The 13,919-nt window shown below is 72.0% G+C and carries 15 protein-coding genes; 2 read left to right on the top strand and 13 right to left on the bottom strand.

Features of this window, described 5'->3' with window-relative positions; genetic code table 11:
- Window positions 1-35: 35 nt before the first annotated feature.
- The gene (locus tag ACLJPY_RS23745; protein WP_410591577.1) at window positions 36-938 is read left to right on the top strand and encodes an SMP-30/gluconolactonase/LRE family protein; all 903 of its coding nucleotides are present in this window, start codon (window positions 36-38) and stop codon (window positions 936-938) included.
- Window positions 939-977: 39 nt separating this feature from the next.
- Here ACLJPY_RS23745 and ACLJPY_RS23740 read toward each other — a convergent pair whose 3' ends face one another.
- From ACLJPY_RS23740 to rsmD, 13 genes are all read right to left on the bottom strand, one after another.
- Entirely contained in the window at window positions 978-1,808 is an 831-nt protein-coding gene (locus ACLJPY_RS23740; protein ID WP_410591576.1) for a MerR family transcriptional regulator, read from the bottom strand.
- 229 nt (window positions 1,809-2,037) lie between these two features.
- Window positions 2,038-3,222 carry an MAB_1171c family putative transporter gene (locus ACLJPY_RS23735; RefSeq protein WP_410591574.1) on the bottom strand — a complete coding sequence of 395 codons (1,185 nt, stop codon included), beginning with the start codon at window positions 3,220-3,222 and terminating at the stop codon, window positions 2,038-2,040.
- A complete protein-coding gene (locus ACLJPY_RS23730; RefSeq protein WP_410591573.1) occupies window positions 3,219-3,791 on the bottom strand; it encodes a hypothetical protein in 573 nt (190 codons plus the stop codon). The genes ACLJPY_RS23735 and ACLJPY_RS23730 overlap by 4 nt, the downstream gene beginning before the upstream one ends.
- A gap of 160 nt (window positions 3,792-3,951) precedes the next feature.
- Window positions 3,952-4,383, bottom strand: a complete 432-nt coding sequence (locus tag ACLJPY_RS23725) for a helix-turn-helix domain-containing protein (RefSeq protein WP_410591571.1) — start codon at window positions 4,381-4,383, stop codon at window positions 3,952-3,954.
- 58 nt (window positions 4,384-4,441) lie between these two features.
- The gene (gene mutM / locus ACLJPY_RS23720; protein WP_410591569.1) at window positions 4,442-5,311 is read right to left on the bottom strand and encodes a bifunctional DNA-formamidopyrimidine glycosylase/DNA-(apurinic or apyrimidinic site) lyase; all 870 of its coding nucleotides are present in this window, start codon (window positions 5,309-5,311) and stop codon (window positions 4,442-4,444) included.
- Window positions 5,312-5,355: 44 nt separating this feature from the next.
- A complete protein-coding gene (locus ACLJPY_RS23715; protein WP_410591567.1) occupies window positions 5,356-6,711 on the bottom strand; it encodes a polysaccharide lyase 6 family protein in 1,356 nt (451 codons plus the stop codon).
- 90 nt (window positions 6,712-6,801) lie between these two features.
- The gene (rnc, locus tag ACLJPY_RS23710; RefSeq protein WP_410591566.1) at window positions 6,802-7,551 is read right to left on the bottom strand and encodes a ribonuclease III; all 750 of its coding nucleotides are present in this window, start codon (window positions 7,549-7,551) and stop codon (window positions 6,802-6,804) included.
- Window positions 7,552-7,564: 13 nt separating this feature from the next.
- Window positions 7,565-7,747: a 50S ribosomal protein L32 gene (rpmF, locus tag ACLJPY_RS23705; RefSeq protein WP_003090635.1), complete on the bottom strand. Its 183-nt coding sequence runs from the start codon at window positions 7,745-7,747 to the stop codon at window positions 7,565-7,567.
- An 81-nt stretch (window positions 7,748-7,828) separates the two neighbouring features.
- A complete protein-coding gene (locus ACLJPY_RS23700; protein ID WP_410591564.1) occupies window positions 7,829-8,416 on the bottom strand; it encodes a YceD family protein in 588 nt (195 codons plus the stop codon).
- 278 nt (window positions 8,417-8,694) lie between these two features.
- On the bottom strand, window positions 8,695-9,423 hold the full coding sequence (locus ACLJPY_RS23695) for a DivIVA domain-containing protein (protein WP_410591562.1): 729 nt from the start codon (window positions 9,421-9,423) through the stop codon (window positions 8,695-8,697).
- 131 nt (window positions 9,424-9,554) lie between these two features.
- Window positions 9,555-10,256, bottom strand: a complete 702-nt coding sequence (locus tag ACLJPY_RS23690) for a ribonuclease domain-containing protein (protein WP_410591560.1) — start codon at window positions 10,254-10,256, stop codon at window positions 9,555-9,557.
- A gap of 134 nt (window positions 10,257-10,390) precedes the next feature.
- Window positions 10,391-10,876, bottom strand: a complete 486-nt coding sequence (gene coaD, locus ACLJPY_RS23685) for a pantetheine-phosphate adenylyltransferase (RefSeq protein ID WP_410591558.1) — start codon at window positions 10,874-10,876, stop codon at window positions 10,391-10,393.
- A 42-nt stretch (window positions 10,877-10,918) separates the two neighbouring features.
- On the bottom strand, window positions 10,919-11,479 hold the full coding sequence (gene rsmD / locus ACLJPY_RS23680; RefSeq protein WP_410591557.1) for a 16S rRNA (guanine(966)-N(2))-methyltransferase RsmD: 561 nt from the start codon (window positions 11,477-11,479) through the stop codon (window positions 10,919-10,921).
- 124 nt (window positions 11,480-11,603) lie between these two features.
- Here rsmD and ACLJPY_RS23675 point away from each other — a divergent pair, with 124 nt between their 5' ends.
- A complete protein-coding gene (locus ACLJPY_RS23675) occupies window positions 11,604-13,718 on the top strand; it encodes a HelD family protein (RefSeq protein ID WP_410591556.1) in 2,115 nt (704 codons plus the stop codon).
- Window positions 13,719-13,919: the final 201 nt, after the last annotated feature.

The raw sequence follows: 13,919 nt of genomic DNA, 5'->3' as shown, positions 1-13,919 counted from the left end.
CAGTAGTGCGCACGGCGGAGGGCCATGCTGGGGCGATGGACTTGGTCAAGACGGACTTCCAGCTGCTGGACGAGCGGTTCCGGCCCGTCAACGGCGACGAGTGGATGCAGCGCCTGCACACCGGCTGCCGCTGGACGGAGGGACCGGCGTACTTCCCGGCCGGGCGCTACCTGGTGTTCAGCGACATCCCGAACGACCGCACGCTGCGCTGGGACGAGACGACCGGCCGGGTCGGCGTCTTCCGTCAACCGTCCGGGTACGCGAACGGCCACACGGTCGATCGCCGCGGACGGCTGATCAGCTGCGAACAGGGCCCGCGCCGGGTGACGCGCACCGAGCACGACGGCTCGATCACCGTGCTGGCCTCGGAGTACCGCGGCAAGCGGCTGAACAGCCCGAACGACGTCGTCGAGCATTCGGACGGCTCGATCTGGTTCACCGACCCGAGTTACGGCATCGACAGCGACTACGAGGGCTACCGGGCGGAGAGCGAGATCGGCGCGTGCCACGTGTACCGGGCGGCCCCGGACGGCACGGTCGAGATCGTCGCGGACGACTTCGAGCGGCCGAACGGGCTGGCGTTCTCGGCGGACGAGTCGCGGTTGTACATCGCCGACACGCGCCAGGACCCGAGCCACATCAGGGAGTTCGGCGTCGGCCCGGACGGCGGGCTGACGGGCGGCGAGGTCTTCGCCACGAGCGACAGCGGCGGCTTCGACGGAGTCCGGGTGGACAGCGAAGGCCGGGTCTGGGCGGCGGCCCACGACGGTTTGCACTGCTTCGCCGCCGACGGAACCCGGATCGGGAAGCTGCGGATCCCGGAGATCTGTTCGAACTTCACGTTCGGCGGCGCCCGCGGGAACGAGCTGTTCATCACGGCTTCGAGTTCGGTGTACACGCTGCGCGTGACGGTGAACGGGGCCCGCTACCCGCGCTGACGGGCCCGGCGCCGGTGCGCACCGGCGCCGGGCGCCGGCTCAGCGCAGCGACAGGGCGAATTCGACGTAGGGTCCGCTGCCCCGCTGGGCGGGGTCGCGGACCAGCACGGCGCGCATGCCCCCCGACGGTTGCCGGTTGCGCTGCGAGGCCCACGCGAACAGCGTCCCGACCGCGACCTCCACCTGGTTCGCGCCGGCCCACGGCCCGGGCGTCTCCTGCCGGACGAACGCTTCCTGGTGCGCGGGTTCGGTGCGCAGGGTCAGGTCGGGGAACCCGGCCGCGATCTCGGCGGCCCGATCGCCGGGGACGGGCCAGCACCACTCGACCGGGCCGTCGCTGTCCCCGCTCACTTCCCCGTGGTAGATCGTGAACGGCGCACCGGCCACCCCCGCCACCCGCGGAACGCCGCTGCGGCGCAACCGGTGGATGAACAGCTCCCGTGTCATCGCTTCGAATTCGTCTTCGCTCACCCGGCTGACCACGCTCAGCAGCTTTCGCTCGGGGATGTCGCGGACGTCGACCTCGTACATGGCGGGCTCCTTGCCGTGAAGGTGATCGACGAGGCGCCCGACCAGCACGCGCTGGGCGGCGTGCTCGGCTTCGGCCTCGGCCCAATAGGCGCGGACCTCCTCGGCGGCCGCGGCCGGCTCCCGGGCCAGGATGGCCCTGATCCGGGCCAGCGGCACACCGGCCCGGCGCAGCGAGGCCACCACGCGCGCCTGCTCCAGCTGAGTGGTGGCGTACCAGCGGTAGCCGGTGTCGGCGTCCACGCGGGCCGGCACCAGCAGTCCGAGTTCGCCGTACAGCCGCAGCGCCTTGGGCGACAACCGCGACAGCCGTGAGAACTCGCCGATACTGACCATGGTCATGGCGGGCTCCTCGTCCCGGGCGGGCGCCCGGTCTCGACCACTCTGCGGCTTCCCCGAGGGTGAAGGTCAACAGCCGCCGGGATTTCCGGCGGATCGGTAGACGCGCTGGCCGAGGGGCGCCTTCGCGTGCCTCCGGCGGCGCGCCGGCCGGTCGCTTCGCCGGGCGACCGCCGGACCGAAGCGGGCATGACGCGTGATTGGAGGGGCATCACGCGGGGCTGGAGGGGCATCACGCGGGGCTGGAGGGGCATCGGGGTGAGGGCTCGGGTGGTGTGGGGCGGCGTTGCCAGGCCCGGCTCACCTGGACCAGCCAGGCCGCCTCCGCGGTCACGTCCGCTTCCGCGTCCGGTTCCGGCGGCGGGTCCGGCTCGCGGTCGAACCGGCGGCCCGCGTGGGACGCCTCGATCGCCGCCGCCAGGGTCACCGCCTCCACCGTGGCCGCGACCTCCGCCTCGCGGACTCCCGCCCGGCGGGCCGCCGCCTCCGCGCGGGCCGGGAGGTCCGGGTCGAAGTGGGCTCGCAGGGCCAGGTGGCCGTCGCGGATTTCGATCACCCTGCGGTACAGCGCGAACTCCGCGCCGCCCGCCAGCTCTCGGCCCGGGTCCAGCGCGATGCCCGGGACCGCCGTGCGCAACGCCGTCCACAGTGGCTCGATGCGGCGGTACGCCCGGTACGCGCGGACCCGGCCGGTCACCGACGCCACCGCCGGCGCCCACGCGCTGAGCGTCGCGCCGGCCGCGACGAACCCGATCGTCACCGCCGCCAGCACCGAGGACGGGAGGTCCTCACGGGCACCGATCCGCCCCGTCCGCGCGAGCTGCACGACGTCGTCGACGTCCCAGAACGTCCACGCCGTCGCCGCGCCGACGCCGACCACCAGCAGCCACAGCCCGGCCCGCAGCGGCCCCGGCTCGGCGTGCCAGGCGCTGCGGACGAACACCGCGAACAGCAGGCCGAGGCTGACCAGGCCGTAGCACAGGAACACCACCTTGTCGCCGACCGCGAAGGGCAGCCCGGCGCCGGAAAACACCGTCTCGTCGCCCACGCGCCGCGGCCGCGAAAGCGCGAAGCAGACCGCGAGCAGCACCATCGTCGCTCCGGTGAACAGCGCGTGCGGCGCGAGCCGCGCGCCTTCGCCGCGCCACACCGACTGCGTGAAGGCGACCGCGAAGCCGATCGCCCCCAGCTTCAGCTCGTCGCCGGCCAGGCTCAGCACCCACTCGGCCACCGGGCCCGGGCCGGCGAGGGCCGACATCGCCGGCGTCAGCACGACGATGCCGGGCGCGATGCAGATGCCGAACCCGGCGAGGAACCACATCGTGCGCGCCGGCTGGCTGCCGCGCGCTTCGATCAGCTTGTAGCCGAACCCGGCGAACCCCGCGAGGCAGAGGTAGTAGGCGAGCGACTCGGTCACGGCGTGCGCGGGCCGAACAGGGAATCGAAGCGCCGCACGCCTTCCGGGACGCCGGGCGCGGGTTCGCGCGGCTCCGCGGGCCGGACGACGCGCTGCGCGAGCAGGCTCGCGACGAGTTCGGCCTCGCGCTCCTCGACCTCGGAGTAGGTCGTGCGCCCGAGCACCCGCCGGACGAGCTCGGGCGAGAGGTTCGGCATGAGCTGCCGTCCGGCGGCGGCGTCGATCACGGCGTCGATCGCCCGGCCTTCGGCGCCGGCGTCCGAGCCGACGTGCCCGCACAGCAGGTGCCCGACCTCGTGCAGCAGGATGTGCCGCCGGTGCAGGGCGGTCGTGTTGGTCGGGTAGAGGATGTAGTCGGCGCGCTCGGTGCTCATCAGCAGCCCGCACGGCGCGCCTTCGGGAGCGCTGACGGGCATCAGCTCGATGGGCCGCCCGCGCTCGGCAGCCAGTCCCGCGACGAACGCACCGGCGTCGAACGGCTCGGGCAGGCTGACGCCGTCGGCGACCTGACGGGCCCGCTGCCAGAGCGAGCGGGCCGGCCGCCGCCGCCGCCACGATGGTCGCGCCACTTCAGCTCTCCCTCACCACACCGCCGGAACGGCTTCGGCGGGTTCAACGCGGCGGATCCGGCCGGGTTACGCACGGGCGGCGAGAAACCCGAAACGAAGGCCTGGCACCCCGGGCCGCTTCCGGTGCCGGGCGCCCGGCCGCCGCGGACGTGCTGCCCCCTCAGCTCTCCCGCTTCCCGCCGCGGCCGGCCTCCCTCCGGGCGATCGCGTCGATCATGTCGCTGATCGTGTCCAGGCCGTCCGAGGACAGCGTCACCGCGCGCAGCGCCAGGTCCCGCACGCCCGCGTCGCGCAGGGCGCCCAGCAGGGCCAGCTCCTCGGCGATCTTCCGGCTCTGCTCGTCGTCGAAGAAATACGCCGGCGGCACCCCGAAGAACTGCGCCAGTGCCTCGAGGTGGCGCTTGGTCGGGTTGTCGCGGCGGCCCGTGCGCAGCTGCCACAAGTACGTCGTCGAAAAGCTCTCGCCCGTGGCCTCGCGGCAGGCCTTGGCGACCTCTTCGTTGCTGTACGGCTCCCGATCGGGCCTGCGGACCACGTGGAACAGCCGGTCGATCTTGTCGGCCAGCGTCGACTTTCCGGGCTCCTTGACCACGATGCACTCCCTCAGCTGCCAGGCGTATTCATCCTAGCTGAAAGGCGAACACGTTTTATCAACCCGAGTTCGCCCTCGGCCGGGGCTGGCACCGCGGGCACGAGAAGGACGAACGGTTCATGAACGGCTCCCGCCGGATCGCCGTGCCGCAGCGATGACACGGCTTGCCTTCCTGGCCGTACGCGTCCAGCGACCGGTCGAAGTACCCCGACTGCCCGTTGACGTTGACGTACAGCGCGTCGAACGACGTCCCGCCCGCGCCCAGGGCCGCGTTCATCACGTCCGACGCCGCGGACAGCAGCTCCCGGCCCTTCGCCATGGTCAGCTTCTCGGTCGGGCGCGCCCAGTGCAGGCGGGCGCGCCACAGCGCTTCGTCCGCGTAGATGTTGCCGATCCCCGACACGAGGGTCTGGTCGAGCAGGGCCCGCTTGACCTCGGTGCGCCGCGACCGCAGCGCGCGCACCGCCGCGTCGAGGTCGAACTCCGGGTCCATCGGGTCGCGCGCGATGTGCGCGATCGTGTCCGGGAGCAGCACGTCGCTGCCGATGTCGCTGAGGTCGTCCAGCGCCAGGCCGCCGAACGTCCGCTGGTCGACGAAGCGCAGCTCCGGCCCGTCGTCGTCGAAGCGCAGCCGCACCCGCAGGTGCTTCTCGTCCGGCGCGCCCTCGGGCTGGACCAGCATCTGCCCGCTCATGCCCAGGTGGGCCAGCAGCGCTTCCTTGTCGGACAGCTCCAGCCACAGGTACTTGCCGCGGCGCCGCGCCGCCTCGACGCGGGTGCCGGCGAGCCGCTGCGTGAAGTCCTCCGCGCCCATGGCGTGCCGGCGGATGGCGCGCGGGTGCAGGACCTCCGCCTCGCGGATGGTCCGCCCCGCGACGTGCACCTGCAGGCCCAGGCGGACGACTTCGACCTCGGGTAGTTCGGGCATACGGCCATTGTGCCCGGGGGGTACGACACTTTTCGAAAAGGCACCTAGGGAGCGGTGGGCCCGACGTCGGCTTTCGTGAGCGGCACGCGGGTCGTGCCCGAGGCGAAGTACTCGTCGGCGCCGACGTCGAAGGGGCCGGTGCGGGCCTGGAGGTCGAAGTCCTTCGCGGCGTACGGGTACGACCCGGCGCCGGCGTCGATCGCCGGGCTGCCCGAAGCGAGCCGGTAGAGCCCGGCGGCGTCCTTGACCAGCTTCGGGTCGGCGTTGCGCGACGGGATCCCCGCCGCACCGCCGAAGGTGATGTTGCCCTCGTACTTCACGACCGACCCGCTCGGCAGGGTCACCAGCGTCCCCGAGGTTCCCTTGACGATGTTGTCCGCGACCACGCAGTCCTTCGGCTTGAAGTCCCCGCCGTCGCCGTCGATCACCGAGGAACTGCCCAGGACCGTGTTGTACGCGACGGTCACGCGGTCCGGCCGGTCGTGAAGCTTGCTCGTCGGGCCGCTGTCGGCTTCGTCGCCGGAGCCGAACACGATCGCGCGGTCACCGGCATTGGCCACGTAGTTGTTCACGATCCGGTGGTCGTTGCCGTGGAACCGGATGCCGGAGCCGAACAGGACGTTGCCCTCGACGGTGCTGCGGTTGCCGTGGCGCAGCACGATGTAGCCCCGGCTGTCCCGGATCGTGTTGTAGCGCACCACGTTGCCGGACGACTTGACCGAGATCGCCTCGCTGTCGCCGTCGGCCTTCTCGAAGAGGTTGTCCTCGATCAGCGCGTTCGCGGTGGACGACTGGCGGTCGCTCAGCCCGAGCCGGAGGGACTCGCCGCCGTTCGAACCGGCGAACTGGTGGTTGTAGAAGTAGTTGTGGTGCACGTGGACGCGCTTGGCCATGGCCCCGGACGGCCCGAGGATCTGCAGGAAAACGCCCTGGCTGGTGCGGTTCTGGAAGATGTTGCGGTCGACGACGGTGTCGTCACCGCCGACCGTGACCCAGTTGCCGTCGGTCGAGAGCTGGAAGTCGTTGCGCGTCAAGCGGTTGCCCGGCGCGCCGGCCGGGATCGACAGGGGCGCGCCGCCCCGGAACCTGAACCCGCGCAGCACCACGTTCGAAACGCCGCCGGTGAAGGCGAACGTCTTCGAGCCGGTGATGGTGGCCAGCCCGGTGTGCTCGGCGGCGATGGTCACGGGAGCCGAGGCGGTGCCGGACCGCTTGATCGTCAGCGTCGAGCCCGCGGAGTAGGTCCCGTCGGCCAGTGCGATCGTGTCACCGGGGTTCGCCTTGTCCATCGCGGACTGCAGCGCCGCCAGCGAAGTGACGCGGATCGGCGCGGCCGACGCCGCCGGGCCGGGCACGACGACGAGTGCCGCGGTGATCAAGGGTACGAAGAACAGACGCATCCGCCCCAACCTCTCCGTTGAGTGACAGCGCGGCGGATGATCACCACGCTACGGAGGGAGGGCGGGGCCGTCAACGGGGGTTCCCGCTGATCAGGACTCCGGTTCGGCCTGCTTCTGCGTCTCGAGTTCGGCCGACAGCGAACGCCAGGCCGTCTCGGCGGCCTTCTGCTCGGCTTCCTTCTTCGTCGACCCGGTGCCGTGGCCGAGCGGACGGCCGGCGATCAGCACGGTGGCCGTGAACTCCTTGCGGTGGTCCGGCCCGGTGTCCTCGACCCGGTACTCGGGCACGCCGAGACCGGCCGACGCGGTGAGCTCCTGCAGGCTCGTCTTCCAGTCGAGCCCGGCCCCGCGCAGCGGCGCTTCGGCGAGCAGGCCGTCGAAGAGGTGGTGCACGAGCTTGCGCGCGATCTCGATGCCGTGCTCGATGTACGCGGCGCCGATCACCGCCTCCAGCCCGTCGGCGAGGATGCTCGCCTTGTCCCGGCCGCCGGTGAGCTCTTCGCCCTTGCCGAGCAGCAGGTGCGCCCCGAGCCCGCCGTCGCCGAGCCCGCGCGCCACCCGCGCCAGGGCGTGCATGTTCACGACGCTGGCGCGGAGCTTCGCGAGCTGGCCTTCCGGCAGGTCGGGATGCGTGGTGTAGAGGTGATCGGTGACGACGAGGCTGAGCACGGCATCACCGAGGAACTCCAGCCGCTCGTTCGGCGGCAGCCCCCCGTTTTCGTACGCGTACGAACGGTGGGTCAGCGACAGCCGGAGCAGCTCGGGGTCGAGGGCGACCCCGAGCGCTTCGAGCAACGGCGCCGGATCGGCTGCGGGTCCCCTGGGCGTCTTGCCCCCCATATCGGCTAGCCGATCAGGCGGGCTCGACGACCTGGCGGCCGTTGTGCTGGCCGCACGACGGGCACGCGACGTGCTGGAGCTTCGGCTGCTTGCAGGCGCGGTTGGAGCAGGGCACCAGCTGCACCGGAGCCGCCTTCCACTGGCTGCGGCGGGAGCGCGTGTTGGATCGCGACATCTTCCGCTTCGGGACGGCCACGAGTAGATCTCCTTATGACGGTCTGCTCGCGGTGCGAGCGAACTTTCCTCCGGAACGAGCTGGGGCGCTCGTCAGGCTTGCTCAGCTGGGCCCGGGCTTTTCGCCCGCGTTCTCGTCGAAGCGCTCGACCAGTGCGGCCCACCGAGGGTCTATCTTCTCATGCCCGTGTCCGGGCTCGAGATCGGCCCACTTGACGCCGCAGTCCGTGCAGAGCCCGGCGCAGTCCTCGGTGCACAGCGGAGCCAGCGGGAGGGCCAGCACGACGGCGTCGCGGACGATGGGTTCGAGGTCGATCCGGTCGTCGACCAGCCGGGGGATCTCGTCCTCGTCGGTGGTCTCCTCGGTGACCGAGCCGGGGTAGGCGAACAGCTCCTGGACCTCGACCTCGACCTCTTCGGTCAGCGGGTCGAGGCAGCGGGCGCAGGTGCCCTTGGCGGTGGCCTTCGCGGTGCCGCTGACGAGCACGCCCTCGACGACGGACTCGAGGAGCAGGTCGAGTTCCAGCTCCGAGCCGGCTTCGATGGTGATGACGTCGGGGACGCCGAGCGGCGTCTCCACCGGCACGCTGCGCCGGACGGCGCGGCTGAGGCCGGCGTGACGGCCGAGCTCACGGGTGTCGATCACCCACGGGCTGCGGTCGTCGAGCTGGGGGGTTTTGTTCTCGGACATCCCGTCCAGGGTACGCACCGGTCGCCACCGCTTTTGAGCTGGCACCCGCGCGGCCGGGGCGGCGGTGCACCGCGGAGGACGCGGCCGGGAGGCACCTCGCGCGCGCCCGCCCTCCCAGGGGGCCGGTCCCCGGTCCAGTCTACCCGGGAGCACCCGCCGAAATCCGGAAAAGCCGCAGGTGAGGGCCCCACTGTCCACATCTACGCCGGGCTGTGGACAACTCGCTCGAACGCCCGGACCCCAGCCGCGACCAGGCCGGGGCAAGGTTGAGAAGCTCGTCACACCTGGTAGTCGTACAGCGTCGGCCGCCCGCTCGAGCTGGGCAGGTTCGCCGGGGACCGCAGGTGGTTGCGGCCCGAATCGACCGTTCGCAGGGTGGTCGCCAGCAGCTCCGAGAACTCCGCCAGCTTGCCGTCCACGTACGCGTCGCAGTCCGCGCGCTGGCGGTCGGCCTCCGCGTGGGCCTCGTCCACGATCCGCGCCGACTCCGCGTGGGCCGCCTGGACGACCTCCGTCTGCGCCACCAGGCGGGCCTGCTCGGCCCGGCCGTCCTCGATCGCGCGGTCGTAGGCGTCGCGGCCGGCCTGGATCATGCGCTCGGACTCCGCGCGGGAGCGGTCCGTGAGGTTCTGGTACTCCGCCTGGCCCGCCGCGACCGTGCGGTCCGCCTGGTCGTGGGCGTCGGCGAGCATCTGCTCCGCGCGGGCGCGGGCGTCGGCGAGGATGCGCTCCGCCTCGTCCGTCGCGTCGGCGATCGTGCGCTCGGCCTCGGCGTTGGCACCCGCCACCGTCTCGCCCGCCTCCTTGCGGGCGGCGTGGATCAGGTCGTCGCGCTTGTCGAGGACGTCCTGGGCGTCGTCGATCTCCGCGGGCAGTGCGTCGCGGACGTCGTCGAGGAGTTCGAGCACGTCCCCCCGGGGCACGACGCAGCTGGCCGTCATCGGGACGCCGCGCGCCTCCTCGACGATGGTGACGAGCTCGTCGAGCGCCTCGAAAACCCGGTACACGGCAACTCCAATCCCCTGTCGCTGTGTCCCAGTCTGCCCGCATCGGGCGCCGAAGCGGTGAACGCCACCGGCGCCGGGCGTGTCCCGGCGCCGGTTCCCCCCACCGCGCCGCGGAGCCGGGTCGGTGCGGCTCAGGAATTCACGTCGATCCGCTTGAAGGTCGCGTACCGGTCGGGCGTGTAGGCCAGCTCGCCCGCCTTGCCCGAGATCACGCGGTCGTTCGTGCCGACCGCGTAGAGCTTGTAGTAACCCGACGCGCAGGACGGCAGCACGCCTTCGCGGTTCTCGTACGTCGTGCCGGTGGCCGTGCCGCCGCGGACGTCGTCCACCACCGCCTTCGCCGCCGAGGACAGCTGGGAGTAGCCGATCTTCGCCAGGCCCGAGAGGTCGCCGCACGCGTGCGTCGTGCTGCCGCCGACGTCGATGACCTTGAAGGTCGCGTAGTGGTCGCCGGTGTAGAAGTACTCGCCGGCGCTGCCGGTCACGATGCGGCGCGTGCCGCGGGTGCTCGAGCCCGGCGTCGGCACCGTGTACTCGTGGTAGTAGCCCGACGCACAGGCCGGGAGGACGCCTTCGCGGTTGTCGAAGACGACGCCGTCGTTCTTCGGGTACGGGAACGGCCCGCCCGTCTGGATCAGGTTGTACGTCGTCGTCGCTTCCGGCGGCAGCGCCGAGAGCGTCGTGTGCGAATACCCGGACAGGTTCCCGCAGGAGTTCTGCGCGACGACGGCCGGGGACGCCGGGGACGCCGCGGAGGCGGCGGTGACCCCGGTGAAAAGCGTCGCCAGGAGCGCGAACAGGACGGCAGCCACGCGCGATCTGTAGTTGGTCATTTTCGGACGGTAACCCGATGGAGTGATCGTCAGGAGACGACGACGTGAACTCCCGCACCACCGCGCCCAAGTCCCGACGAACGGAGGGGGCCGAACGACGGGAACCGGACAGCCCGCCAGTCCCGTGTGGAGGGTCAGCGCCCGAGCTTGGGGAACTTTTCGGACAGCCGCTCGTAGACGACCGGCGGCACGAGGTGCTCGATGTCCCCGCCGAGCGCGGCGACCTCCTTGACCAGCGAGCTGGACACGAAGCCGTACGCCGGGTTGTTCGCCATCAGCAGCGTCTCGACGCCGGTGAGCTCGCGGTTCATCTGCGCCATCTGCAGCTCGTAGTCGAAGTCGCTGACCGAGCGCAGGCCCTTGGCGACCGCCGCGATGTCGTGGTCGCGGCAGTAGTCGACGAGCAGGCCCTCCCAGGAGTCGACCCGCACGTTCGGCAGCTTCGCGGTGATTTCGCGGAGCATGTCGAGCCGCTCGGAGACCTCGAAGAGCCCCTTCTTCGACCGGTTCACCCCGACCGCGACGACGACCTCGTCGAACAGCACGCTGGCCCGTTCGATGATGTCGAGGTGGCCGTTGGTGGCCGGGTCGTAGGAACCGGGACAGACCGCACGCCGCATGGCGCGGACGCTACCGTGCCGCACCCCGTCTCCGCGCGTGGTTCACGCCACAGCCGTGTACTCCGCCCAGTGGACGGCCGTGTCGCCGTACTTCTTCGCGCGCGTCGGCACGAACCCCGGCGGCCAGTCCGGCTCGCCGTCGCGGGCCGCGCGCTCGATCACCACCAGGGCCGACGACGTCAGCCAGCCGCCGGCGGCCAGCGCCGCCAGGACGGACCCGAGCGCCGCCGCGTCCACCGCGTAGGGCGGGTCGGCGAGCACGAGGTCGAACGCGGCCGGCGCGGGCGCCGCGACCACCGCCTCGACCGGCCCGGCCCGGACCGTGCCGCCCAGCCCGAGCGCCGCGACGTTGCCGCGCAGGACCTCCACCGCCCGCCGGTCGGACTCCACGAACAGCGCGTCCGCCGCGCCGCGGGAGAGCGCTTCGAGGCCGAGCGCGCCGGACCCGGCGTAGAGGTCGAGAACGCGGGCGCCGTCCAGCTCGCCCGCCGTCCCGAGCGCGTTGAACAGGGCTTCCCGCACGCGTTCCGACGTCGGCCTCGTGCCCTTCGGCGGCACCTTCAGCCGCCGTCCGCCCGCCGTCCCGGCCACGATCCTGGTCACCCCCCGATTGTGGGGGGACGGCGCGCGCCACACATGACCGGGACATTGGTGTCCCGGCCGGAACCAACGCGTAGAGTCGTCCTTCGCCCTCGGAGGCGATCCCAGAGCTGTCAAGGAGCCATGCGTGTCGGAACCTCGGGTCAGACGGGCCGAGATCGCCATCGAACAAGCCCACGTCGATCGCGTGTACACCCGTCTGGACGAACTGCGGGCCCAGGCCGAGGCCATGCGCACGAAGGGCTACGAGATCGGCCAGGGAGCGCAGCGCGAGGCGATCTTCGAGCAGGCGTCGATGCTGTTCGAACGCGACATGATGGTCTACCACGCCAACCAGACGCTGCAGTCGCTCGACGCCGAGTACGAAGGCCTCGTCTTCGGCCGGCTCGACGACCGCGAGGGAGAACGGACCTACGTCGGCAGGCTCGGCATCCGCGACGCCGAGTTCGACAACCTCGTCACGGACTGGCGCGCGCCGGCCGCGGCGGCGTTCTACCAGGCCACCGCCGAGGAACCGATGGACGTCGTGCGGCGGCGCGTGATCCGCTGCTCCGGCCAGAACGTCCTGGACGTCGACGACGACGTCCTGATCGCCGACGCCGTGCCCGAGGACATGCAGATCGTCGGCGAAGGCGCGCTGATGGCCGCGCTGGGGCGTTCGCGCGGCGAGAAGATGCGCGACATCGTCGCCACCATCCAGAAGGAACAGGACGAGGTCATCCGGGCGCCGTGGCGCGGCGTCACCGAGATCACCGGCGGGCCCGGCACCGGCAAGACCGCGGTCGCGCTGCACCGCGCCGCCTACCTGCTGTACCGCTACCGGCGTCAGCTGGGCGGAGCCGGGGTGCTGGTGATCGGGCCGTCCGGGGTGTTCACCAGCTACATCTCGCGGGTGCTGCCCTCGATGGGCGAGACGAACGTAGAGCTGCGCGCACTCGGTGAAGTCCTCGACGGCCTGGAGGCGACGCGGCAGGACGCGGCCCCGCTGGCCGCGGTCAAGGGTTCGCTGCGGATGCGGAAGGTGCTGCTGCGCGCGTTGCGCGACACGCCGCCGGAGGCGCCGGAGGAACTGCGGATCGTCTACCGCGGCGAGGTGCTCAAGCTGGGCGCGCGCGAGCTGGAGAAGGTCCGCCGCAAGGCCCACACGCAGGGCGCGCCGCCGAACCGGTCGCGGATCCGGGCGGCGGAGCTGCTGCTGGACGCCCTCGCCGCGAAGGCCGAGGAGCACGCGAAGGACGACGGCAGGCAGATCGACCGGGCCGAGCTGATCACCGACCTCGGCGAGCGGATCGACTTCCACCGCTTCCTCGTCGTCTGGTGGCCGGTGCTGTACCCGGCGCAGATCCTCAAGTGGCTGGCCGACGAGAAGCGGCTGGCTTCGGCGGCGAAGGGCGTGCTGAACCGCCAGGAGATCTCGATGCTGGCCGCGGACTTCGCGGACCGCTCGCGGGGCTGGTCGATCGCGGACGTGGCGCTGCTGGACGAGCTGCGCGTGCTGATCGGGCCACCGCCGAAGCGCAAGCGGCGCCAGGTGATCGAGGTCGAGCCGGAGCGCTCGGGCGGGGCGCCGACGCGGCCGGAGCACTACGACGAGTACTCGCACGTGGTCGTCGACGAGTCGCAGGACCTCTCGCCGATGCAGTGGCGGATGGTGGGCCGGCGCGGCAAGTACGCGAGCTGGACGGTGGTCGGCGACCCGGTGCAGAGCTCCTGGCCGGACCCGGCGGAAGCGGCTTCGGCGCGCGACCAGGCGTTCGGCGTCAAAACGGCCCGGCGCCGGTACACGCTGCGCACGAACTACCGGAACTCGGCGGAGATCTTCGACCTGGCCGCGAAGGTGGTGGCCGGGCACGCGGAGCCGGGCGAACTGCCGGTGGCGGTCCGCCGCACCGGCATCGAGCCGGAGGTCCGCCCGGTCGAGGCGGCCGGCCTGGCCGCGGCGACGCAGGCGGCGGTGAAGGAACTGCTGGGCGCGGTCGAGGGCACGGTCGGCGTCATCACGGCGATGGACCGGGTCCCGGAGGTCACGGGCTGGCTGCCGGGCCAGGCCGACGAGCGGCTGAAGGTCGTGGGCAGCCTGGATTCGAAGGGCCTGGAGTACGACGCGGTGGTCCTGGTGGAGCCGGTCGACCTGATCAGCGAGTCGACGACGGGCCGCCGGGTGCTGTACGTGGCGCTGACCCGCGCGACGCAGCAGCTGATCGTGCTCGCTTCGAACCCCGACTGGATCCCCGCGGCCTGACCCGAGCGCTGAAGGGCCCCTTCGCGGGGCGGGAGGCAGGGTTCCCGTGTCCGCGAAGAAGCCCTTCTGACCCCCGGTGAAATGCACGCCGCAGGGACGAGCTCGTCCACCGGCATGTGCGGAGCTCGGCCGCGAATTCGGTCAGCAGGTCGTCTCCGGGGTCCGAAGGTCGCTCCGGACGCGGCACCCAGTCCTCCTGGA

The organism is Amycolatopsis sp. lyj-23 (genome assembly GCF_046549135.1).
Classification (GTDB): domain Bacteria; phylum Actinomycetota; class Actinomycetes; order Mycobacteriales; family Pseudonocardiaceae; genus Amycolatopsis.
This window is presented reverse-complemented; position numbering and strand designations above follow the sequence as displayed.